General features: G+C 73.6%; 23 protein-coding genes. 20 read left to right on the top strand and 3 right to left on the bottom strand.

The window, feature by feature from the left end:
• Positions 1–10: 10 nt before the first annotated feature.
• The gene (locus ACFVGO_RS04455) at positions 11–574 is read right to left on the bottom strand and encodes a YbaK/EbsC family protein (RefSeq protein ID WP_359898316.1); all 564 of its coding nucleotides are present in this window, start codon (positions 572–574) and stop codon (positions 11–13) included.
• 36 nt (positions 575–610) lie between these two features.
• Positions 611–1,459: a universal stress protein gene (locus ACFVGO_RS04450; protein WP_380630835.1), complete on the bottom strand. Its 849-nt coding sequence runs from the start codon at positions 1,457–1,459 to the stop codon at positions 611–613.
• 210 nt (positions 1,460–1,669) lie between these two features.
• Here ACFVGO_RS04450 and ACFVGO_RS04445 point away from each other — a divergent pair, with 210 nt between their 5' ends.
• The 9 genes from ACFVGO_RS04445 to ACFVGO_RS04405 all read left to right on the top strand — a co-directional run bounded on the left by ACFVGO_RS04445 (position 1,670) and on the right by ACFVGO_RS04405 (position 11,225).
• A complete protein-coding gene (locus tag ACFVGO_RS04445) occupies positions 1,670–2,947 on the top strand; it encodes an ABC transporter substrate-binding protein (protein WP_380350784.1) in 1,278 nt (425 codons plus the stop codon).
• Entirely contained in the window at positions 2,944–3,876 is a 933-nt protein-coding gene (locus ACFVGO_RS04440) for a sugar ABC transporter permease (RefSeq protein ID WP_359898313.1), read from the top strand. Before ACFVGO_RS04445 ends, ACFVGO_RS04440 begins: the two co-directional genes overlap by 4 nt.
• On the top strand, positions 3,873–4,706 hold the full coding sequence (locus ACFVGO_RS04435) for a carbohydrate ABC transporter permease (protein WP_359898312.1): 834 nt from the start codon (positions 3,873–3,875) through the stop codon (positions 4,704–4,706). Before ACFVGO_RS04440 ends, ACFVGO_RS04435 begins: the two co-directional genes overlap by 4 nt.
• A gap of 99 nt (positions 4,707–4,805) precedes the next feature.
• The gene (locus ACFVGO_RS04430; protein ID WP_359898311.1) at positions 4,806–6,014 is read left to right on the top strand and encodes a sn-glycerol-3-phosphate ABC transporter ATP-binding protein UgpC; all 1,209 of its coding nucleotides are present in this window, start codon (positions 4,806–4,808) and stop codon (positions 6,012–6,014) included.
• 83 nt (positions 6,015–6,097) lie between these two features.
• Positions 6,098–7,789 (top strand): multicopper oxidase family protein, encoded by a 1,692-nt coding sequence (locus ACFVGO_RS04425; RefSeq protein WP_380630834.1) that lies wholly within the window; start codon positions 6,098–6,100, stop codon positions 7,787–7,789.
• A 333-nt stretch (positions 7,790–8,122) separates the two neighbouring features.
• Entirely contained in the window at positions 8,123–9,058 is a 936-nt protein-coding gene (locus tag ACFVGO_RS04420; RefSeq protein WP_380630833.1) for a SigB/SigF/SigG family RNA polymerase sigma factor, read from the top strand.
• A gap of 180 nt (positions 9,059–9,238) precedes the next feature.
• The gene (locus tag ACFVGO_RS04415) at positions 9,239–9,559 is read left to right on the top strand and encodes a hypothetical protein (protein ID WP_380630832.1); all 321 of its coding nucleotides are present in this window, start codon (positions 9,239–9,241) and stop codon (positions 9,557–9,559) included.
• A gap of 142 nt (positions 9,560–9,701) precedes the next feature.
• Positions 9,702–10,613: a DUF5133 domain-containing protein gene (locus ACFVGO_RS04410; RefSeq protein ID WP_359898307.1), complete on the top strand. Its 912-nt coding sequence runs from the start codon at positions 9,702–9,704 to the stop codon at positions 10,611–10,613.
• Between the two features lie 171 nt (positions 10,614–10,784).
• Positions 10,785–11,225 (top strand): SRPBCC family protein, encoded by a 441-nt coding sequence (locus tag ACFVGO_RS04405; protein ID WP_359898306.1) that lies wholly within the window; start codon positions 10,785–10,787, stop codon positions 11,223–11,225.
• 72 nt (positions 11,226–11,297) lie between these two features.
• Here the strand turns inward: ACFVGO_RS04405 and ACFVGO_RS04400 are convergent, their stop codons facing one another.
• Positions 11,298–11,708 (bottom strand): hypothetical protein, encoded by a 411-nt coding sequence (locus tag ACFVGO_RS04400; protein WP_380630831.1) that lies wholly within the window; start codon positions 11,706–11,708, stop codon positions 11,298–11,300.
• Positions 11,709–12,179: 471 nt separating this feature from the next.
• Here ACFVGO_RS04400 and ACFVGO_RS04395 point away from each other — a divergent pair, with 471 nt between their 5' ends.
• The 11 genes from ACFVGO_RS04395 (at position 12,180) to ACFVGO_RS04345 (ending at position 23,025) form a co-directional block, all read left to right on the top strand.
• On the top strand, positions 12,180–12,767 hold the full coding sequence (locus ACFVGO_RS04395) for a restriction endonuclease (protein WP_380630830.1): 588 nt from the start codon (positions 12,180–12,182) through the stop codon (positions 12,765–12,767).
• Positions 12,768–12,887: 120 nt separating this feature from the next.
• Positions 12,888–13,427, top strand: a complete 540-nt coding sequence (locus ACFVGO_RS04390; RefSeq protein WP_380350796.1) for a hypothetical protein — start codon at positions 12,888–12,890, stop codon at positions 13,425–13,427.
• A 516-nt stretch (positions 13,428–13,943) separates the two neighbouring features.
• Positions 13,944–14,210, top strand: a complete 267-nt coding sequence (locus ACFVGO_RS04385; protein WP_380630829.1) for a hypothetical protein — start codon at positions 13,944–13,946, stop codon at positions 14,208–14,210.
• Positions 14,207–15,619, top strand: coding sequence for a sensor histidine kinase (locus ACFVGO_RS04380; RefSeq protein ID WP_359898301.1), 1,413 nt, complete (start codon positions 14,207–14,209; stop codon positions 15,617–15,619). Before ACFVGO_RS04385 ends, ACFVGO_RS04380 begins: the two co-directional genes overlap by 4 nt.
• The gene (locus ACFVGO_RS04375) at positions 15,583–16,239 is read left to right on the top strand and encodes a response regulator transcription factor (protein WP_359898300.1); all 657 of its coding nucleotides are present in this window, start codon (positions 15,583–15,585) and stop codon (positions 16,237–16,239) included. The genes ACFVGO_RS04380 and ACFVGO_RS04375 overlap by 37 nt, the downstream gene beginning before the upstream one ends.
• Positions 16,240–16,668: 429 nt before the next feature.
• Positions 16,669–16,938, top strand: a complete 270-nt coding sequence (locus tag ACFVGO_RS04370) for a hypothetical protein (protein ID WP_359898299.1) — start codon at positions 16,669–16,671, stop codon at positions 16,936–16,938.
• A complete protein-coding gene (locus ACFVGO_RS04365) occupies positions 16,931–17,548 on the top strand; it encodes a DUF6879 family protein (protein ID WP_359898298.1) in 618 nt (205 codons plus the stop codon). Before ACFVGO_RS04370 ends, ACFVGO_RS04365 begins: the two co-directional genes overlap by 8 nt.
• A 12-nt stretch (positions 17,549–17,560) precedes the next feature.
• Complete coding sequence (locus ACFVGO_RS04360; protein ID WP_380630827.1) at positions 17,561–19,996, top strand: ATP-binding protein; 2,436 nt, start codon at positions 17,561–17,563, stop codon at positions 19,994–19,996.
• A 322-nt stretch (positions 19,997–20,318) separates the two neighbouring features.
• Positions 20,319–21,140, top strand: coding sequence for a lipase family protein (locus ACFVGO_RS04355; protein ID WP_380630826.1), 822 nt, complete (start codon positions 20,319–20,321; stop codon positions 21,138–21,140).
• A 182-nt stretch (positions 21,141–21,322) separates the two neighbouring features.
• Positions 21,323–22,123 (top strand): metal-dependent hydrolase, encoded by an 801-nt coding sequence (locus tag ACFVGO_RS04350; protein ID WP_359898295.1) that lies wholly within the window; start codon positions 21,323–21,325, stop codon positions 22,121–22,123.
• Positions 22,124–22,251: 128 nt separating this feature from the next.
• A complete protein-coding gene (locus tag ACFVGO_RS04345; protein ID WP_380630825.1) occupies positions 22,252–23,025 on the top strand; it encodes an SDR family NAD(P)-dependent oxidoreductase in 774 nt (257 codons plus the stop codon).
• Positions 23,026–23,072: the final 47 nt, after the last annotated feature.

Here is a 23,072-nt window from a genome sequence, read left to right as displayed (position 1 = left end):
GCCGGGCCGGTCAGCCGGCCAGACCCGGCAGCACCCGGGCGCCCGGCAGCTTCGCCAGCGCCCACCCGGGCAGGATGAGCTTGCCCCGCCGCCGCCCGCTGCCGACCAGCACGTACGGGGCCGCGGCCACCGCCTCGTCGATCAGCAGCGGCCAGTCGCCGGGCAGGCCGACGGGGGTGATCCCGCCGTACTCCATGCCGGTCAGCTCGACCGCGGTGTCCATCGGCGCGAAGGACGCCTTGCGCGCCCCCAGGTGGGTGCGCACCGCCCTGTTCACGTCCACCCGGGTGGTGGCCAGGGCCAGGCACGCGGCCAGGGTCACCTCCCCGGCGCGCTTGGCGGCCACCACCACACAGTTCGCCGAGAGCTCCGGCGGGGTGTCGTAGGCCGCGCAGAACACGGCGGTGTCCGCCTTCAGCGGATCGCTGTCCACGTAGAGCACCGAGGCGGCGGCCTCCTGGTCGTCCCAGTTCTTCAGCGCGTCGGCGACGGGCGCGGCGAGCTCCGCGCCGGCCTCCAGCGCGGCCACGGCGGAGGCGAAGTTCCCGAAGGGCGGGCGTACGGACTCACTCATGGCACCGGACTGTAGCGCGCCCGGGCCGGCTCCCGGTCAGCCGTACGGGACGACCGCGACCGGGCAGTGCACGTGGTGGATCGCGGCGTGCGCCACCGGGCCGAGGTGGTGGTGGCGCAGCGGCATCCGCCGGACGCGGCGGCCGACGACCAGCAGCCGGGCCGTCGCGGCGGCGTCCACCAGGTCGACGGCGGGCTTGCCGCGGATCAGGTCGGTGGTCACCGTCACCTCCGGGTGCCGGGCCCGCCAGGGGTCCAGGGCCCCGTCGAGCCCGCTGCGCTCGACGGCGGAGACCTCGCCCTCCAGGCCACCGATCGCCCCGTAGGACATGTACTCGCTGCCGGCCGGCGGGGACCAGACGTGGAGGACGCGCAGCGGCGCCGAGCGCAGGGCAGCGGCCTCGAAGGCGAAGGCCAGCACCTCGTCCGCCGGGTGCGCCAGGTCCAGGCCGACCGTCACCGGTCCGTCCGGTTCGTCCCCGCCGGCCCGGACCAGCACCACCGGGCAGTCCGCCCGGCGCAGCACCTCCTGGCTCACCGAACCGACCAGGAAGCCGCGCAGGGTGCCCAGCCCGCGCGAGCCGAGCACCAGCAGGGCGGCCCCGTGCGCGGCCGCCTCCAGCGCCTCGACGGGATCGGCGGCCACCGAGGTGGCGGCGACCTCCACCGTCGGCGCGAGGGTGCGCAACTCGCTCTCCCGTTCGGCGAGTTGTGCCAGCGCGGGGTGGTCGCCGGGTCTGCTCCCGGGGGCGATCTGCTTCGGCCGGGGCCAGGCCTGGAGGACGTCCAGGCGCAGGCCGCGGCGCTGCGCCTCGCGGGCGGCCCAGGCGGCGGCGGCCAGGCTCTCGGGTGAGCCGTCGAATCCGACGACGACGGGTCCGGTCACGGCGTGCTCCTCGGTTCCGGTGCGGTCCCAGCCTCCGGAGGTTTCGGTGCGGCCAGTATCCGTGCCGACCCGGACCGGCGCCTCCCGGGAGCCCGGGGCCCGGTTCCGCCGTCCGGCTGGTCGCCCGGCCCGGCGGCCCGGCAGGCCGGGGCGGGCCGGGGGAGCCCGGCTAGGGTCGGCCGGACCGGTCCGTCCCAGCGCGGGAGAACGATGCCGAGGGTCCCCACGTTCCGCTCGCGGTGGGCGAGCGCCGCCGCCGGACTGGCCGTGCTCGCCTCCGCCCTGGTGGGCTGCGGGGGTGGCGGGAGCGGCGGCCCGGTCACCCTGAACTGGTACAACTTCCCGGACGACTCGGGCGCCCTCCAGCAGGCCGCCGACCGCTGCGGGCAGCAGTCCGGCGGCCGCTACACGATCCGCTACAACAAGCTGCCCCGCGGCGCCGACGGCCAGCGCCAGCAGCTGGTGCGCCGGATGGCGGCGCACGACACCGAGGTGGACGTCCTGGGCCTGGACGTCACCTGGCCCGCCGAGTTCGCCGAGGCCGGCTGGATCCGCGAGTGGACCGGGGAGATGCGCGCGCGGGCCACCGCCGACACCCTCGACGCGGCCGTGCGGACCGCGACCTGGCGGGACCGGCTGTACGCCGTGCCGTACAACTCCAACACCCAGCTGCTCTGGTACCGCGACGACCTGGTGCCGACCCCGCCCGGGACCTGGGCGGAGATGCTCTCCCGGGCGCAGCAGCTGGCCGCCGAGGGCAAGCCGCACTTCGTGGAGATCCAGGGCGCCCAGTACGAGGGGCTGACGGTCTGGTTCAACACGCTGGTCACCAGCGCGGGCGGCACGATCCTCACCCCCGACGCGCAGGCGCCCTCGCTCGGGGCGCCCGCCGTCACGGCCGCCGGGGTGATGCACGACCTGGCGACGTCGGTGGCCGCCGACCCCTCGCTGCCGAACCAGATGGAGGACCAGAACCGGCTCGCGATGGAGTCCGGGACGGCCGCCTTCGAACTCAACTACCCCTTCGTCTACCCCTCGATGAAGGCCAACCGGCCGGAGCTGTTCCCGCACTTCCGCTGGGCCCCGTACCCCGCGGTGAGCGCCGACCGCCCCGCCAGCGTGACCATCGGCGGGATCGACCTCGCGGTGGGCGCGTACAGCCGGCACCCCGACCTCGCCGCCGAGGCCACCCTCTGCCTGCGCGACCGGGACAACCAGCTCACCAACGCGCTGAAGGGCGGCCTGCCGCCCTCGCTGCGCAGCCTGTACGAGACGGCCGAGCTCACCGCCAGCTACCCGTTCGCCGCCGACGTGCTGGCCGCCCTCGACTCCGCCAGCGTGCGCCCGCAGACCCCGGCCTACCAGAACGTCTCCATCGCCATCTCGCACACCCTCTCCCCGCCCGCCGGCATCCACCCGGAGAAGGACGTGGCCGACCTCCGCGGGCAGATCCAGGACGCCCTCGGCTCGAAGGGGCTGATCCCGTGACACCGTCCACCGAGACCGCCGCCGCGGCCGCACCGCAACCGGCCGGGCCCTCGCGCGGGGCCCGCCAGGAACGCCGGCTGGGCCTGCTGCTGTGCGCCCCCGCGGTGATCGTGATGCTCGGCGTCACCGCCTACCCGATCGGCTACGCCGTCTACCTGTCCCTGCAGCGCTACGACCTGCGCTTCCCCGAGCAGGCGCACTGGATCGGGCTCGCCAACTACGGCGCGGTGCTGACCTCGCCGTTCTGGTGGCAGGCGCTCGGCGTCACGGTGCTGATCACCGTGGTGTCGGTGGCGGTCGAGCTGGTGCTCGGCCTGGCGCTCGCGCTGGTGATGCACCGGACGCTCTTCGGGCGCGGCACGGTGCGCACCGCGGTGCTGGTGCCGTACGGGATCGTCACCGTGGTGGCGGCCTACTCCTGGCAGTACGCCTGGACCCCGGGCACCGGCTACCTGGCCGCCCTGCTGCCGGAGGGCAGCGCCCCGCTGACGGAGCAGTGGCCGGCCGTCGGTCTGATCATCCTCGCGGAGGTGTGGAAGACCACCCCGTTCATGGCGCTGCTGCTGCTCGCCGGCCTGGCCCTCGTCCCGGACGAGACGGTCCGGGCGGCGATGGTCGACGGCGCGAGCTTCGGGCAGCGGCTGCGACTGGTGATCCTGCCGCTGATGAAGCCGGCGATCCTGGTCGCCCTGCTCTTCCGCACCCTGGACGCCTTCCGGATCTTCGACAACATCTACGTGCTGACCGGCGGTTCCAACGGCACCGGCTCGGTGTCGATCCTCGGTTACGACAACCTCTTCACCGCGCTCAACCTGGGCATCGGCTCGGCGATCTCGGTGCTGATCTTCGTCTGCGTGGCCCTCATCGCGCTGGTCTTCGTCAAGCTGTTCGGCGCGGCCGCGCCCGGCGCGGAACCGGAGCACCGATGAGCGGCCGGCACACCCGGACCCTGACCGGCTGGGGCATCGCCAACCTGGTGGTCGTGCTCTACGCGCTCTTCCCGGTGTGGTGGATCGTGGCGCTCTCCTTCAAGGAGCCGAGCACCCTCTCCGACGGCGCCTTCGTGCCCCGCCAGTGGACCCTGGCCAACTACCGCGGCATCTTCCAGACCTCCGAGTTCACCCGCGCCCTGATCAACTCGATCGGCATCGCGGTGATCGCCACCACCATCGCCGTCGTGCTCGGCACCATGGCCGCGTACGCGGTGGCCCGGCTGCGCTTCCCCGGCAAGCGGCTGCTCATCGGGGTGTCGCTGCTGATCGCGATGTTCCCGCCGATCTCGCTGGTGTCGCCGCTGTTCGACATCGAGCGGGCACTCGGGCTGTTCGACACCTGGGCCGGGCTGATCATCCCGTACATGACCTTCTCGCTGCCGCTGGCGATCTACACGCTCTCGGCGTTCTTCCGGGAGATCCCCTGGGACCTGGAGAAGGCGGCCAAGGTGGACGGCGCCACGCCGTGGCAGGCGTTCCGGCTGGTCATCGCGCCGCTGGCGGCACCCGGCGTGTTCACCACCGGCATCCTGGTCTTCATCTTCTGCTGGAACGACTTCCTGTTCGCGATCTCGCTGACCTCCACCACCTCGGCCCGGACGGTTCCGGCGGCGATCGCCTTCTTCACCGGGAGCTCCCAGTTCGAGCAGCCGACCGGCTCGATCGCGGCCGCCGCCGTGATCATCACGATCCCGATCGTGGTCTTCGTGCTGCTGTTCCAGCGCCGCATCGTCGCCGGGCTCACCGCCGGCGCGGTCAAGGGCTGAGACCCCCATCGAGTTTGCGCATCCAGTTCCCGCATCGAGTCCCTTTGTCGAGTTCCCGAGGTTGAGCCCGCCCCACCCGGCGGACCAGGAAGGCGGATCGTGGCCGAGATCGTCCTCGACGGCATCACCAAGCGCTACCCGGACGGCGCCCTCGCCGTCCGCGACGTCGACCTCACCATCGCCGACGGCGAGTTCGTGATCCTGGTCGGCCCCTCCGGCTGCGGCAAGTCCACCACGCTCAACATGATCGCCGGGCTGGAGGACATCACCGAGGGCACCCTGAGGATCGCCGGGGAGGTGGTCAACGACCGCGCGCCCAAGGACCGGGACATCGCGATGGTCTTCCAGAGCTACGCCCTCTACCCGCACATGAGCGTGCGCGACAACATGGGCTTCGCGCTGCGCCTGGCCAAGGTCGACAAGCCGACCATCGCCGCCAAGGTCGAGGAGGCCGCCCGCATCCTGGACCTCACCCGGCACCTCGACCGCAAGCCCGCCAACCTCTCCGGCGGGCAGCGCCAGCGGGTCGCGATGGGCCGGGCGATCGTCCGCGACCCCAAGGTCTTCCTGATGGACGAGCCGCTGTCCAACCTGGACGCCAAGCTCCGGGTGCAGATGCGCACCCAGATCGCCGCCCTCCAGCGCCGGCTGGGCACCACCACCGTCTACGTCACCCACGACCAGGTCGAGGCGATGACGCTCGGCGACCGGGTGGTGGTGATGCGTTCCGGGGTCGTCCAGCAGGTCGGCTCGCCGCAGCAGCTGTACGACGAGCCGGTGAACCTCTTCGTCGCCGGGTTCATCGGCTCGCCCGGGATGAACTTCCTCGGCGCCGCGCTGGAGCGGGGCGTCCTGCGCACCTCGCTGGGCGACCTGCCGCTGGACGACCGCACCCGGCGCGCCCTGGAGCGCGCGGACGCGCCGCGCGAACTGATCGTCGGCATCCGCCCCGAGGACTTCGAGGACGCCGCCCTGGCCGAGGGGCACACCGGAGGGGTCACCGTCACCGTGACCGTCGAGGTCCGGGAGTCGGTCGGCTCGGACGTCTACGTCCACTTCGCGGAGGCGGGCGGACCGGCGGCGACCGAGGGCCTCGCCGGCCTCGGTGGACTTGCCGAACTGGCCGAACTCGCCGCCGACTCGGGCCGGGCCGACACCGGCATGCAGGAGCACCGCGTGGTGGCCCGGCTGAACCCGGCCACCCGCGCCGCCGAGGGAGGCCCGCTGGAGCTGTGGGTGGACACGTCGCGCATCCACGTCTTCGACCCCCGCGACGGGGCCAACCTGACCCATCCGGAGCGTTCGTAGCGTGGTACGGAAGGCCCAACCCCGGGCAGGCACGCGGTGTGCCTGACCGGGGGCCCGCGGAAGTCGACCTAGATTGCCCGGCTATGAGAGAAATTGTCGGAATCAGTCGACGATCGGTACTCAAGGCCGTTCCCGCAGTCGCCGTCCTCGTGGCGGGCTCCGACGGGATCCTCGTCGGGCCTGCGACGGCCGCGACGGCCGCGACCCCCTTCCCGCAGCCGGCCGTCCGCAGCTCCCGGTCCGCCTCCGACGGGTCGAGGGCGGTGCTCGACCAGGCGCTCGACGTCCGGTTCACGGACACCGCCGTCCCGGGCTACGGGACGGTCACCACGCGCACCTACAACGGCACCATCCCGGGGCCCACCCTGCGGGTGCGCGCCGGGGACACGCTCTGGCTGACCCAGGTCAACGGCCTGCCGCCGAACCCGCCGAACCCGCCGAATCCGCAGCACCACGGCGGGCACAACCGGCCGCACCGCGCGAACAGCTTCAACCTGCACACCCACGGCCTGCACGTCTCGCCCTCCGGGAACGCCGACAACGTCCTGCGCGAATTCCCGCCGCGCAGCGCCGACGAGGCCGCGGCCGGCGCCCCCGAGCCGCGGTACCTGACCACCGTCGAGATCCCGCCCGGCCACCCGGCGGGGACCTACTGGTACCACCCCCACGCGCACGGCGCCACCGCCGAACAGATCGCCGGCGGGATGGCCGGGGTCATCATCGTCGAGGGCGACGTCGACGAGGTGCCGCAGATCAAGGCCGCCGCCGACCTGGTCGTCTGCGTCAACGAACTCCGGCTCAAGGACGGAAAGGTCCCCGAGTTCACCTCCGGCGACGCCCTGGCCGCCGTCCCGCCCACCTTCACCGTCAACGGCGCGGTCAACCCCACCCTCGCGCTGCGCCCCGGCGAGGTCCAGCGCTGGCGCCTGGTCGCGGCGACCGCCTTCACCACCCTCTCGCTCCAGGTCACCTCCGGGGAGCGGAAGCTGACGATGCATCAGATCGCGATGGACGGCGTGACCTTCCCCGCGCCGGTCGCCGCCGAGACGGTGTCCCTGGCCGTGGGCAACCGCGCCGACGTGCTGGTCCGGGGCGGCGAGGCCGGGACGTACGAACTGCGGGCCAAGGGCGTGCCCGTGCCGCTGATGACGATCGAGGTGGCGGGCGAGGCCGTCCGGCCGCCGATGGAACTGCCGACCACGCTGCCGCAGGGCAAACCCTTCCTCGACGAGAAGGACCTCGCCGACCCGGGCGGCGACCGCGAGGTGGTCTTCCACGTCGACGCGAAGGTCTTCGACCCGCCGTTCCCCAACGCCTACCGCGTCCTCGGCAGCCACCCCACCCCCGCGGCCGACCCCGGCGGCGACCTCACCCGCGACCCCGCCTACGGCCTGTTCGACCCCGAGTTCGTCAACCACACCCTGGAACTCGGCACCGTCGAACGCTGGACCCTGCACACCGACGACTCCATGCCGGCCTTCCACCACCCCTTCCACCTGCACACCAACCACGTCCTCGTCACCCACCGCAACGGCCGACGGCTCGACCCGCCGGTCTGGCAGGACACCGTCGACCTGCTCGGCGGCAAGCCGGGCGACACCGTCACCCTCCTGGTCAAGTACGAGGACTTCACCGGCCGCACCGTCCTGCACTGCCACCAGCTCCAGCACGAGGACCTCGGCATGATGCAGCTGGTCGACTACGTCCAGCCGCGGCTGCCCCGGGAGCCGGGCCGGCCCGCCTGGCCGGGACGGCCCCGCCCGCTCGACCACTGAGCGTGCCGCCTCCCGGCCGGGCGGACGGCGGTCGGGAGGCGGCACGCCCGACCACCAGCGCGGGCACCGGTCGGGAGGCGTGCGCGACCGCCCGCGCGGGTCGTGCCGTTGCGTGACCGCCCGGAAGACGGGCGGGAGAACACCCGGAACGTGAGTTCGGAAACGTCTCCCCGGGGTAGGAACACTGGTGCAGCGGCCGTGACCGTTCCGGCCGCTCGGCACCGTGGACGGTGCCGCCGGGACCGCGCTCGAAGAGACCGGGCACGGGTCCTGGGGAAGAGGTCCGCGACGCACGAGGTGCGGATCCGCACGCGTCGCCGGGCGTTCACCCCGATGCCCAGGAGTGATCACGTGTCCATCCACCTGGAAACGACCGACCGGGAGGCCCCGCCCGAGGGCCTGCCCCCCGACCTGCCGCGAAGACCGACGGCGGCCGAACTGCGCCGGATGGGCAAGTCCGAGGCCCGCGAACTGAGCGACGCCCTGTTCGGACGGCTGGCCGGGCTGGCCCGCGAGACCCACGCCTACAGCTACGTGCGCGGCACGATCATCGAGCTCAACATGCCGCTGGTGCGCTTCATCGCGGCCCGCTTCCGCCACCGCGCCGAGGACATGGACGACATCCTCCAGGTCGGCACGATCGGCCTGATCAAGGCCGTCGACGGCTACGACCCGCAGCGCGGCGTCGAATTCCTCACCTACGCGATCCCCACCATCACCGGCGAGATCAAACGGTTCTTCCGCGACACCTCCTGGCCGGTACGGGTCCCGCGCGGCACGCAGGAGCTCTACCTCTGCGTCGCCCGCGGCTCGGACCGCCTCGAACAGGAACTCGGCCGACTGCCCCGCCCCGAGGAGATCGCCGAGGACCTGGACCTCACCGTCGAACAGGCCACCGAGGGACTGATGGCGGGCCGCGTCTACCGCCCCAACTCCCTGGACGCCCTGCGCGACCAGGACACCGACGAGAGCGGCAGCGCCCTGCTCGACCACCTCGGCGGCTGCGACCCCGGCATCGAACTCGCCGACTTCCGCATCGCGGTGCGCCCCCTGCTGGCCCGGCTGCCCGTACGCGAGCAGACCGTCCTCGAACTCCGCTTCTGGAACGGCTGGACCCAGTCCCGGATCGCGGAGCGGATCGGCGTCTCCCAGATGCACGTCTCCCGACTGCTCAGCGCCACCCTGGCCCGGCTGCGCGAGGAACTGGAGGACCGCGACGCCCCCGGCTGGGCCGACGGAACCGGCGGAGCGGCCGAGGGCGTCGGCTGAGACGGCGGGTGGCCGCTGCGGGTCCGCCTCGGGTCTGTCGTCGGGCCGCCGGGCCGCCGGGCCATCGGGCCGCCGGGCGGTCGGGCCGCGGCCGGGGCCGGGGCCGGGGCGTTAGCGATCGCGCATCCGGGGTACCCGGTGCGGGACCACGGGGGACGGCGCGGCGAGGAGGCGGACACCATGGGCGGACACGAGTGGGCGCGACCGCGCGGAACCGGAAGGCCGCCGCGCCGCGACCGCGCCCCGGAACCGTGGCTGCGCGCCGTCCGGCTCGGCCTGCGCGGCCGGGCCTGGAACCTGGTGCGAGGCCTGCGGCCGCGGACCGTCCTCGGGCTCGCCCTGCTGTCGCTGGGACTCCTGGCCGCCGGACTGGGGGCGTCGAAGACCCCCTTCCTCTGGGGCCTCGCGGGCTGCTGGGCCCTGACACTGGCGACCGCCTTCGCGGTGCTCCGCGCCTGTGCCGACGGCCGGACACCCTCGACGGCCCCCGACGTCCGCTGACGGCCCCCGACGTCCGCTGACGGCCTCCGGCGGGTGTCAGCGGCCGTCGGCGGGCCGACCACCGGGGTGAGGCGACCGACAGCGCGGTTTCGCTGCGTGATCGGCGCATACTTTCCGTAAACACACGGAGGTGCTCATGCCCATGGTGGATGTCGCTGCGCTCGGCCGGCTGGTCGCGGAGTACGAGGCCCTGTCCCCGTCGAGCTCGCCGGAGGCCGGGCAGCGGCTGCGCGACGTCTGCTACACGATCGGCATCTACACCGGGGAGGCCGACGCGGTCCGCGCGGTCGCCAGGGCCCGCCTGCTGCTGGCACGCCAAGGCCCGGCCGACGTCGCCACGGCAGCGGCCGGGGCGCCGGCGAACGACCGGGCCCGCGCGGCGCTCCTGGCCGAACTCGGCGAACTCGCGGCCCACGAACGGGTCCGGTCCGGGCCCCTCCAGAGCCTGCACGACGTGGTGCAGCTGACCCGGGTCACGGTCCCGGACTGCGTGGGCGCCGCCGTCAGCACCTGGCACGACGACGGCTCGGTCGAGACCTTCGCGGCGACCCCCTCCTACCTGCTCGCCCTCGAACGCGCGCAGGGCGGCTCGGAAGCGGGCCCGCTGCCCCGGCTCCGCCGCCAGGGCGAAGGACAGGTCGTGGTCCGGCTGGACCCCGGTCGGTCGGACCGGTTCGCCGACCGGGCCCGGCGCTGCGGCGTACGGGCCGTGGCCGGCGCCCACCTGCGCACCCACCCGCACGGCTGCACCGTGTTCAGCGCCTACCTGCGCACCCCGGTCGAGCCGGGCACCCCGGCCCTCGGCCTGGTGGAGGTGCTCGCCCTCCAGGCGTCGGCCGCCCTCGACCGCTTCGCCCTGTCCAGGGCGGTCGCCGACCTGCTGGACCGGCGGCACGCCACCGGCCTCGCCATCGGCATCACCGCCGAACGGTTCGACGTGACCCCGCACACCGCGCTGAGCCTGCTCGTCGGCGCCGCCCAGCGGCTGGGCACGGACCTCGACACCGTGACCCGGCACCTGGCCGAGGGCGACGGGCCGCGCTCCGCGCCCTGAGGCGGGCCGGTCGGGCCGGTCCGGTTGGTCCGGTCCGGTTGGTCCGGGCCGGTCCGGGTCGGACCCGACCGCCGGGACGGTGGCGGGACGCGGGATGGTTGCGCCGGTGCCGGACGGGCAGGTGCACAGACGGGCGGGAAGGCCCCGGCCGCAGCCTACGAGGAGGTCCTCATGAGCACGGTGAAGGAATCCGTGGACGTGGCCGTGCCCCTGCACACCGCCTACAACCAGTGGACGCAGTTCGAGGAGTTCCCACGCTTCATGGAGGGCGTCGACTCGGTGACCCGGCTGGACGACCGCCACATCCACTGGCGCACCAGCATCGACGGCGTCGCCCGCGAATACGACACCGAGATCGTCGACCAGGAGCCCGAGGAACTGATCGCCTGGCGGGCCGTGGACGGCGAGACGGACCGGAAGGAGAAGGTGACCTTCCGGCGGCTCGACCCGGGCCACACCCGGGTCACCCTCGCCGTCGACCTCCGGCCCGAGCGGCCGGGGGAGAAGGCCGGCGAGGCCAGGGCCGCGGTCGACCACCGGGTGAAGGGGGACCTGAGACGCTTCAAGGAGTACGCCGAAGCACGCGGACGGGGGCCGAGCGGCCCGGGCTGAGCCGGCCGCGGCTCGCTGCGCTGCCCGTCCGGACGGTGCCGCCGGCCCGGCGGAAGCCCCGGGCCGGCCCCGTCACCCCGTGGCGGCCCGGCGGGCATCGCTCCGGTACTCGGAGACGGCCATCGCCCCCAGCAACAGCAGCACCGGCGCCGCGAAGATCGCGAACAGGTAGTTGCCCGACAGCGCCGCATACCCCAGCAGCAGCACCTGCACCCCGGCCATCGCCACGACGAGGACCCTGCCGTCACCGGGCCGCAGACGCCAGAGCTCGCGCACCGCCAACCCGTTGATCCCGGCCATCGTGTACCCCCCGAGCGCCAGCAGGTGCGGCACCACCTTCGACCTCGGCGCCACCTCGTCCTCGAACCCGATGCCGTTGTAGAGCAGCGGCACCGCGATGCCGAAGTACAGCACCACCGCCACCGACTCCAGGACGAGCAGCACGGTCGCCGCAGCCCGCGACAGCCAGGAGAGACGGGTCATGGTGTTGAGCCTTCCAGGGGGTTGACGCGGCGACATCCAGTGCGGCGGGCCGAAGCGGAGGTCCGCGGCTGCCCCTCGCCACCGGACGCGTGGCACGACGGGCACGACGGGCACGACGGGCATGACAGGCGCGACGGGCGCGACGGGCATGATGGGCACGCCTCATGGCACCGTCCGACCCGGCAGCCTCGGCACCGCAGCATAGTCAAGAAATGGCAAAGGCTGTACTGCGCCGCAGGTCGGAGAGCGCCCTTGCCCGCACGCGCGGGAGGCCGGGGCGGCGGGGGTTCGGCCGTCGGTTGCCGGGATTCGGTCAACTCGGCCGTCCGGCCACCGGAGTTCGCCCGGATCGCGGGCGTACCGGCACGGCTGCTTCTACGCTCGTCCGCATACCGTGGCGTGAGGGGGAGTGCCGTGGCCCGTAGTCCTGTCCGGCGACGTCGGTCGATGACCGCCCGCCGGGTGCGGTGGATGAAGCGGAACGCGCCGCTGCTGGGGGTGGTCGCGCTGGTCGCGGTCGTTCTGGCCTCGCTGGTGGTCCGCTGGCTTGCCCAGCACCTCGTGCTGGTCGCCGTGCTGCTGGTGGCCGGCGCGGGTGCGGGTGTCGCCGTGCTGCGCTCGCGAGTGCGGGCCCGGCGGCGGGAGTTGGATGCGCGGACCGCCCAACTGCGGCACATCGGGCCGTTCCTGGCGATGACCCCGAAGGCCTTCGAGCACGCGCTGGCGGACCTGTGCCGCCGGGACGGCTGCATGAAGGTGAAGGTGGTCGGCGGGGCCGGCGACCTCGCGGCGGACGTCCTGGCCACCACCCCGGCCGGGCAGCGGATCCTCATCCAGGCCAAGCGGTACGGGCCGCGGACCTCCGTCGGCTCCCAGGACGTCCAGAAGGTCAACGGCACCTACCGCGACGTCCACCACTGCGACCTGGCCGCCGTGGTGACGACCGGCTCGTTCACCAAGGCCGCCGCCGCGTTCTGCACCCAGGTCGGCATCCGCGCCGTCGACCAGCGGGCGCTCGCCCTGTGGGCGGACGGGCGGGGCAGGCCGCCGTGGGCCTGAGCCACGGCTTCCGCGGCCGGCGCCCGTAGGACCGGGCTCCCGGGCGGCGCCCGGTCGTCCACGACGGCGGCTGTCGGAGGGCCCGCCTAACCTGGCGCAGAGAACAGGAAAAGGCGGGGCATGAGCGTGGACTTCTTCTGGCGGCGGGTGGACGGAGCGGTTCTGGACGAACTGTCGCCGAGGGAGCTCCGTGCCCTGGTGCCCGGCTGGTTCGACGACGACTTCGGGCCGCTGGACGAGGCCGGTGCGGTGCTGGGCGTGGAGCGCAACGGGTACCTGATGGACGTCGCGCTGACGAAGGCGTCCGGCAGCTCGGGCCCGGACTCCCCGGCGGCCCGACTGCCGGTGTTCGGTGGTGAGGAACGGGTGGTCGTCGAGGGGGATCCCGACTGTGACGACGAGTTCACCGAGATCAAGGTGTGGGTGCTCCGGCCCGATGAGGTCCGGACGGCATCGGGCTTCCTGGACGCGGTGGGCGTCGACGGGTTGGTGAGGACCGTGGACACCGCGGTGGCGGCCGAGGTCGTGTCCCTCGGGTTCGCCACCCCGTGGTCCCAGGCGTGGGCCGACGCTCTGACCGCCGACCTCCGCAGGCTGAGGGACTTCTTCGCCGCGGCCGCCGCGGCCGGCGACGCGATGGTCAAGGTCGAGGCCGCGTAACACCTGGTGCGCGGCCCGGGCTACCGCGGCGGGTCGGCGGGCGGGGTCGGGGTCGGGCCGTCCGGGGGTGGCTCGCCGAGCCTGCCGGTTCCCTTGCCCGACGGCCGCTGCTCGGATTCCTCCGGAGCCGCGATCCCGTCCGGCAACGGCAACGGCAACGGCAACGGCATCGGCAATGGCATCGGCGGGTGGGCGGGCACCCTGGTGGGACCGCGGGAGCCGAGGCCTCGCTGCCTGCGCCACTGGCCCTGCCGGTCGCGCGGGATCCGGTCGCTCACGACGTCCTCCTGGTGGTGCTGGGGCTCACCATTGTGGCCCGGGGGGAAGGAGTGTGTGGTGGGAAACCCGTCACTGTGCCACCCTCCGCGCGTCCCGGGCGCGCCCCCGCCCGCGGTGGAGGCATCGGGGCGGGGTGGGTCCAGCCCCACCCCCGGCGGGGGTGCCTAGCGTTGATCGCGTGCCGCCCGATGCCCTGGGCGGCCGTGACGACGCGGGGAGGACGAGGTGCGGGAAGCGGTGGGTGCGGGGCAGAGGGCCCCGGCACTGCGGCTGTCGGGGCTGCGCAAGCGGTTCGGCTCGGTGGTGGCCGTCGACGGGGGCGAGCTGCCCGTGCCGCGCGGGTCGTTCCACCGGCTGACCCGCGGTCAGCAGCGTTCGACACCGGGGCGGATGCGGAGCCGGATGCGGGGCCGAGTGCGGGGCCGGGTGCGGGCGCGGCTGCCCGGGCGGACGACTGCGATCATGAACGACCCGCAGCACCGAACCCGACCGGAGGACTCGTGAGCAGCCCGCAGACCCCAGCCGCCCGCGAGCCGGGCGGCGACGCACGCCCGCCCGGCGGCGACGCCCGCGAACGGGCCGACGCCGTCCGCGCCTGGGCCGACGCCGTCCGCGAGCCGGGCGCCGCGGCCCGCGAGCTGCGCGCCGCCGCCCGGGCACTCGGGTGGCTCGCCGTCCTGACACTGCTGATACCCGTCGGGGCGGCGCTGACGACGGTCTTCCTGCTGTCCTTCCTGCTCTGGGGCTGCCTCGGGATCTTCCCGCTCTTCCCGGCCGCCACCCGGATGGTCCGCTCCGCCGCCGAGGCGGCCCGGTGGGCGGCCGGCCACTGGTCAGGAGTGCCCGTGCCGCCGCCGTACCGGCCGCGCCCGGCCCTGGAACGCACGCTCCACGGCTGGTACTGGACCGGCCACGACTACCACAGGAACCGCTGGCTCGCGGGCCTGGCCCTGCGCGTCCGCTGGCTCTGGACCGACCCGGCGACCTGGCGCGACGCCCTGTGGCTGATCGCCGACCCGCTGGTCGGCGGCGCCGTCGCGGCCGCACCCGTGCTGCTGGTCGGCACCGGCCTGTACGGGATCGTCCAGGCGCCGCTGCCGTACGACCTGCCGTTCGGCGGCCTGCCCGCACTGCTCCTCGGCCTCCTCGGGCCCGTACCGATCGTCGCCGGGCTCGCCCTCGCCCGCCCCGCGCTGCGCCTGCACGGCCGGTGGACCGGCACCCTGCTCGGGCCCACCGAACGCTCCCGGCTCGCCCGGCGGGTCGAGCAGCTCACCGAGATCCGGCTGGACGCCACCGAGGCCCAGGCCGCCGAACTGCGCCGGATCGAACGGGATCTGCACGACGGCGCGCAGGCCCGGCTGGTCGCGGTGAGCCTGCGCCTGGGCGCGGCGGCGGCACTGATCGACCGTGATCCGGAGCAGGCCAAGCGGGTGGTGACCGACGCCCAGGAGAACGTCACCCAGGCGCTCCAGGAACTGCGCGACCTGGTGCGCGGCATCCACCCGCCGGTCCTCGCCGAACGCGGACTCGCCGAAGGCGTGCGGGCGCTGGCCCTGGACGTCCCGCTGAAGGTCGAGGTGCGGACCGAACTGCCCGGACGGGCCGAGGCGCCGGTGGAGTCGGCGGTCTACTTCGCGGTCAGCGAGGCGCTCACCAACGCCGTCAAGCACGGCGACGCCCGGCACGCCGCCGTGCACCTCACCCACGCCGCCGGACTGCTCCGCGCCGAGGTCACCGACGACGGCCGCGGCGGCGCCGACCCGGACGGCGGCAGCGGCCTGAAGGGCATCCGGCGCAGGCTCGCCCCGTTCGACGGTACGCTCACGCTGACCAGCCCCCCGGGGGGTCCGACCAGGCTGATCATGGAGCTACCGTGCGTGTTGTCCTCGCCGAGGACCTCGTCCTGCTGAGGGACGGCCTCTCCCTGCTGCTCGGTGCCCACGGGCACGAGATCGTCGCCGCGGTGGAGAGCGGACCCGAACTGGCCGCCGCGATCGCCGACCACCGCCCCGACATCGCGGTGGTCGACGTCCGCCTGCCCCCCACCTACACCGACGAGGGCCTCCAGGTCGCGCTCGCCGCCCGCCGCGAACGGCCAGGCCTGCCGGTCCTCGTCCTCTCCCAGCACGTCGAACAGCTCTACGCCCGGGAACTGATCGCCGACGGCACCGGCGGCGTCGGCTACCTCCTCAAGGACCGGGTCTCCAAGGCCGACCAGTTCGTCGACGCCGTCCACACCGTCGCCGCCGGCGGCACCGTCATGGACCCCCAGGTCATCTCCCGCCTCCTCGCCCGCAACGCCTACGACCAGCCCCTCGCCCTCCTCACCCCGCGCGAACGCGACGTCCTCGCGATGATGGCCGAGGGCCGCTCCAACGCCGCCATCGCCCAACGGCTGCACTTCAGCGAGGGCGCGGTCAGCAAGCACACCTCCAACATCTTCGCGAAGCTCGACCTCGGCGCCTCCGACGACGACAACCGCCGCGTCCTCGCCGTCCTCGCCTACCTCAACGGAACACGCACGCCCTGAGGCCAAGGACAGCGACCAGCTGGTCCTCGTGGGTGCGGGGAACGCGGTGTCCCCGAGATCGACGTCACCCCGGGAGCCGGCCGGCCCCCGTGGGTGTGGGAGGGTTCCTCCCGCGACCTGGCCTGATGGGGTGGGTGGGCATCTCTTGCATGGCTGGGCGTGTTGGTGTGTGAACTTCAGTGCTGCAACGAACTGTTGACTCCCCAAGGAGAATTTGCCGCAGTCCATGAGCCAGTGGCATATGCGCGGCGGACCGCTTCTCCCGCCCCGGGAGGATGAATACCGCCGCAAATGGTGCCGATGTGCTGCGATGGTGATCATTTAGAAGTACATAGCGAATGTACTAAATATTCCCCTGGCTCACCGTCAGGTGTAGGATGACCAAACCCGCGGTTCTGCGCCGAAAGCAATATCGATAGGGGGGCGGGCATGGCTCGTGGATGGGAAGCCGATCCTTCCGCTTTTCTGGCGAAGCGTCTGGGAAAGTCAGCGAAGGAACTCGGGACGTCCGAGGACCGGGACGAATGCCCGGACATCTGGCAGCTCTCGAACGGTGACATCGCCGTGATCGGCCGGGACCTCACCGACAACTACCGTGACCGACTTCCCGAGGACGTTGCCCTGGGGCCGGGTGAGCGGCTCGTCGTCATTCCGGGCGTCATGCTCAGCACGGCAAAAGCGGACATCGCGGATGCCTGATCGGCGGGCTCCCGAGCTGAGGGCCGAGTGGGGAGAGGTTCTCGCCCGGGACGACTACAAGCGCGACTTCCGCGAGCGGGACGCGCTGGTGCGAGGCCGGGACTCCTGGAAGCTGGAGCGGCGCCAGCACTTCGAGGAGCAGGGCAGCCCGAGTTGGGAGGCCGCCCGTCGAGGCGACTGGGGCGAGGCGCTGCACCTCCTGGAAGGCCGACGCGAGGCGCTGCGCGAGATCGGCCGGGAGGACGAGGAGCGCCAGTCCTGCTTTCACCGGGTGCGGGTGGTCGAGATGCCGCTGACGCCGTACCTGCGGTGGGAGCTGCACTCGTTGCGGATCAGGGCCGAATGCGGCGAGCGAATCCATATCGTCGACGCCATGACGCTGGCCGCTTCCGAGGAATCCGGGCAGCTGCCGGAAATCGTCATTCTCGGTGGTCGTACGCTCTATCAGGTCCGGTATTCGGAAACAGGAATTCCCGTCGGGGCGATCAGATACACCGACCCCGATCTCGTCCGCCGGTGGGAGAGCTACATCACGGATCTCCACCGGGCGGGCGAAGACGTCCTGGTGTACTTCGATCGTGAGGTGGCACACCTCCTCCCACCCGCATAGGAACGGAGCGCAGTGGCAGAGCAGCACGGCGGGAGCATCGACGGCCCGGGAAGCACGCGTTCCACCGTGTCCGGGTCCTCGGCCCAGGACGTCGTCCAGGCCAGGGACGTCAGCGGAGGCATCCACTTCCACGGCCGGCCCGACCGGTCGAGTGCCGCCCCGACTCCCCGCCAACTGCCTGCGGACGTACGCGGTTTCGTGAACCGTACGGACGAGCTTCACCAGCTGGACTCCGCCCTGACCGGCGAGGACCGGAACCCGCCCGATGCCGTCGCTTCCGCCGGCACCACGTCCGCCGCGGTCGTCGTGATCGCCGGGACCGCCGGTGCCGGGAAGACCGCACTCGCCCTGCACTGGGCCCACCAGGCCCGGCATCGGTTCCCCGACGGCCAGTTGTACGTCAACCTCCGCGGCTACGATCCGGGCCGGCCCGTCACCGCCCAGGAGGCGCTCCACCGTTTCCTGATCTCCCTCGGCGTCGCTGCCCAGTCCGTTCCGTCCGACCCCGACGCGGCCGCCGCCCTCTACCGCTCGCTCCTCGCCGAGCGCCGTCTCCTGGTCGTCCTCGACAACGCGGCCAGCGCGCACCAGGTCCGGCCGCTCCTGCCCGGCAGCGCCGGAAGCCTCGTGCTGGTCACCAGCCGCAGCCGTCTGTCCGGCCTCGCCGTACGCGACGGTGCCCGTCGGCTCACCCTGGGGACCCTGCCCGAGGCGGAGGCCGTCGCCCTGCTGCGTGCCGTCACCGCCGGGCACAGGCCCGAGGACGACCCCGCGAAGCTCGCCGAACTGGCCCGTCTCTGCGCCCAACTGCCGCTGGCCCTGCGGATTGCGGCCGAACGCGCGGCCAGCCTGCCCCACATGGGTCTGGACGACCTGATCGACGACCTCCGCGACGAATCCGCGCTCTGGGACGCCCTCAGCGTGGGCGACGACGAGGACGTCGACGCCGTCCGTACGGTCTTCGCCTGGTCCTACCGGGCCCTGCCCGACCAGGTCGCCCGCCTGTTCCGGCTCCTCGGGCTCCATCCCGGCCCCGACTTCGGGCTCCACGCCGCGGCCGCCCTCGCCCACCTCACCCCCAATCGCACCCGACAGCTCCTCGACTCCCTCGTCGGCGCCCACCTCGTGGAACAGGGCGCACCCGACCGCTACCAGTTCCACGACCTCCTGCGCGCCTACGCCACCGACCAGGCCCAGCAGGAAGAAGCCCCCGCACAGCGCCGGGCCGCACTGCGGCGGGTACTCGACTGGTACCTGCACACCGCCGACGCCGCCCAGCAGTGGCTGCGGCCGGCCGAAGCCCGGCTGCCGCTCGACCAGGCGGCGGACGGAGTCCGGCCGACGGTCTTCGCCGACTACAACGCCGCCGTGGACTGGGCCGAACGCGAACGCGCCAACCTCCTCCAGGCCGTCCACACCGCCTCCGCGGCAGGCGAGGACCGGCGGACCTGGCAGCTGGCCGCGGTCCTCTGGAACGCCCAGGCCCCCTCGGCCCCCGGCGCGGACTGGCCGGTGGCGGGCCGGCTCGGGCTGGCAGCCGCCGAACGCCTCTCCGACGACACGGCCCGCGCCGTGCTGCTCACCGACCTCGGCATGGCGTACACCCGGGTCAACTCCCTCGGCGACAGCCTGGAGTGCCACCGCAGTGCCCTGGCGCTCTGGCGTGAACTCGGCGACCGGCTCAACGAGGCACACTCGCTCAACCTGCTGGGACTGGTCCACCTGCACAGCCGGCAACTGGACGACGCCGCCCGGCACTTCGAGCAGGCGCTCGCCGCCTTCCGGCAGTTGGGCGAGGCCCACTGGGAGGCCACCGCACTCTCCAACCTCGCCAGCACCCACTGTCGCGCCGGACACCTCCCCGAGGCCGCGGCCGCCGTCGGCCAGGCACTGACCGCCCACCGCGCACTGAAGAACCAGCGCGGCGAGGGAAACGCCCTGCGCCTGCTGAGCGACATCCAACGCGAGGACGGCGACCCGGCCGGTGCACTCGCCTCGGCACACGCGGCACTGGACATCGCCCTGAACCTCCGTGACCACCGCCTGGAGGGTTTCTGGCTCCTCACCCTCGGCGACGCCCAACGGGCCGACGGCCAACCCGCCGACGCCCTCGACTCCTACCAGCGCGCCGCCGTCCTCCATCGCCGCCTCGGTGACCGCAGCCGCGAAGCCCTCGCCTGGCAGGGCACGGGCGAGACCTACCGTCACCTCGACCGTCACACCGAGGCCGCCGCCTTCCTCCGCCGGGCCGCCACCACCCACCACGAACTCGGCGACCCCTGGCACGAGGCACTGGCCCTCGACGCTCTGGCGGCGACCGTGCTCGCCGACGACGGGGAAGCGGCGCGGCGCCACCGGACGCAGGCGCTCGCGCTGCTGGACGGGTACGAGGACGCGCGGGCGGTCGCGGCGCGGGAGCGGATCGCGCGGTCGGTGGAAGCGGACTGACGGCGACTGCGGTGGGCGGCGGGGGGATCGGCGGCAGTGGCCGCTGCCGTGGCCGCTGCCTCGGCGGGTGAGCCGGGCGCGGGAGCGCGGGTTCCCTGTGCCGGTGCTTGGCGGGGCGGGGCGGGCTTGGTCGGGGCGGGTGTCGTGCCGCGGGCGCCCGGCGGATGGGGCGGGGGTGTGGCCCGGTCGCTCACGAACTGTGTGCGGGGTAGCGTCACTCCTGGTCACCAGGGCGCTGCGGTGCGCACTCGGCGGCGGATGCCGGTCGGGGCCTGGGGGCCGATCCGCCGTTCCGTCCGACGACCCGACAGGAGTGCCCCCCATGGCCGTACCCACCGACTTCGACCAGCAGGCCACCGGCTACAGCCTCTCGCACGCCTACTGGCTGGCGAAGGCCGCGGAACTCGCCTACAAGGACGAGGCCGCGATCGAGGAGCAGGCCCACGCCTGGGGCTTCGACGCCGTGCGTCACCACCAGACGCGCTTCACCCCGCCGTTCCCGCTCCAGGACACCCAGGCGTACACCATGGCCGGCGACGACATGATCGTCACCGCGTTCCGCGGTACCGAACCCGCGCAGATCCGTGACTGGCTCACCGACGCCACCACCCCGCCCTGGCCCGGCCCCGCCCGGACGGGCTATGTCCACTACGGCTTCGCCGAGGCCCTCGAATCGATCTACCCGGACGTCGCCAAGGCCGTCTCCGATCTGCGGACCGACGATCAGACGGTCTGGTTCACCGGCCACAGCCTCGGCGGCGCCCTCGCCATGCTCGTCGCGGCCCGGCTCGACCTGGAGGACCCGAGCCTGGCGGCCGACGGCGTCTACACCTTCGGCCAGCCCCGGACCTGCGACCGGCTGCTCGCCGCCGCGTACGACAAGGGCCTGCGGGGGCGCACCTACCGTTTCGTGCACGGCAACGACATCGTCCCGGAGCTGCCGCCGGAGCCCGCCTTCACCCATGTCGAGGCGCTGCGCCACATCGACTCCTCGGGCCGTGTCACGGAGAAGGTCGGGCTGGTCCCCGGGCTGACCGACCGGGCCAAGGGCCTGGGCGCGGCGGCGTTCTCGCCGGACGGCGAGGGCATCCGCGACCACATGATGCGCAGCTACCTCGCCGCGCTGGAGAAGGCCCTGGCCTGATCCGCGGGGCGCCGGAGGGTCCGGCGGGGCGGAGCGGGTGGGGCCCGCCCGGCCGGATCGGGGGGAAGGAAGGGGCGGGCCGGGGGCGAGGGGCGGGGTCGGTGATCTTGGACGGATAGGCTGCCGTGACGTCAGGTCCTCGCGGTGAGGGCCGAGCTGATGAGGATCGGTGGTGTACGGACATGATGGGACCGGCGCATTCGCTGTCGGGTGCGGCCGCATGGCTGGGGGTGGGCGCGGTGGCGGCCGGGATGGGGGAGCCGATGCCCTGGCCGGTCCTGCTCGCGGGGGCGCTGATCTGCGCGGGGGCGGCGCTGGCGCCGGACCTGGACCACAAGGCGGCGACGATATCCCGGGCGTTCGGGCCGGTGTCCCGGGCGCTGTGCGAGGTGATCGACAACCTCTCGTACGCGGTGTACAAGGCCACCCGGGGCAAGGGCGACCCGAGGCGCTCGGGCGGGCACCGGACGCTGACGCACACCTGGCTCTGGGCGGTGCTGTGCGGGGCGGGCGCCGCGGCGGTGGCCGTGTTCGGCGGCCGCTGGGGTGTGCTGGTGGTGCTGTTCGTGCACATGGTGCTGGCGATCGAGGGTCTGCTGTGGCGGCAGGCCCGGGTCTCCAGTGACGTCCTGGTGTGGCTGCTGGGGGCGGCCAGCGCGTGGATGCTCGCGGAGGTCCTCGACAAGCCCGGCAACGGCTCGCAGTGGCTGTTCGAGGAGCCGGGGCAGCAGTACCTGTGGATCGGGCTGCCGATCGCGCTCGGCGCGCTGGTGCACTGCCTGGGTGACGCGCTGACCGTCTCGGGCTGCCCGGTGCTGTGGCCGATCCCGATCGGGCGCCGGCGCTGGTACCCGATCGGGCCGCCGAAGGGCATGCGGTTCCGGGCCGGAAGCTGGGTGGAGCTGAAGGTGCTGACCCCGGTGTTCATGGGGGCCGGCGGGGTCTGCGCGGCGGGGGCGCTCGGCTTCTTCGGCAACGGCTGAGGCCGACGGTCGTCCGGCCGGGTGAGAGTCGGGGCGCCGTCGGCCGGGTAGGCATGGTTGCTCGGGAGGCTCGGCCTCCGGCGCCGAGGGCGCGTCCGGTACTTCTCGCAGCCGTGGGAGCGTGACAGATGGCGTCCGTGCCGGGTGAGGTGGCGATCGTCACCGGTGCCGCCAGCGGGATCGGCCGGGCGGCGGCGCTGCGGCTGGCCCGGGCGGGCTGGGCGGTCGCGGCGGTCGACGTCGACGCGGCCGGTCTGGACGCGTTGTCGGAGCGGGCCCCCGGGGTGCGCTCGTTCGTCTGCGACGTCACGGACTACGCGGCGGTCGCCGCCGTGGTCCGCGACGTCGGCCGCGAGCTGGGCCCGCCCCGGCGGCTGGTGCACTGCGCGGCCGTCGGGGTGATGGGCCGGCTGCTCGATCAGGACCCGGCGGAGACCCTGCGCCTGATGAACGTCGTGTACGGCGGCACGCTCCACATGGTCCGTGCCGTGGTGCCGGCGATGGCGGCACAGGGCGGCGGCCAGGTCGTGCTCTTCGGCTCCATCGGCGGCTGGGTGCCCATCCCGCTGGGCGGCGGCTACGGCGCCGCCAAGGCGGCGGTCCACTTCCTCGCCGAGATCGTCGCGGCCGAACACCGTGGCGACGGCATCCGGGTGCTGTGCGTCTGCCCGCCCGCGGTGGAGACCCCGATGCTGTCGCGCATCCGGGTGGAGACCCCTGAAGTGATCGGTCCACGCCGGGGGTTGAGCCCGGAGAAGGTGCTGGACTCGATGGACCGCGCCCTGGCACGGGGCCGGCTGTGGGCCTTTCCCGGGCGCGGCACCCACGCGATGTGGACCGCCCGGCGGCTGGCGCCCCGCGCGCTCAGCGGCCTCGTCGTCCGGGCTCTGGTCGGGAGGTAGCCGGCTCCGCCCGGCGGGCGGCCGGGGCGCGGAAGGCCGCGCAGCCG

The organism is Kitasatospora sp. NPDC057738 (assembly GCF_042798815.1).
Taxonomy (GTDB): Bacteria; Actinomycetota; Actinomycetes; order Streptomycetales; family Streptomycetaceae; genus Kitasatospora; species Kitasatospora lactacystinica.
The sequence above is the reverse complement of the archived record's forward strand: the minus strand, read 5'-3'. Positions and strand labels throughout refer to the sequence as shown.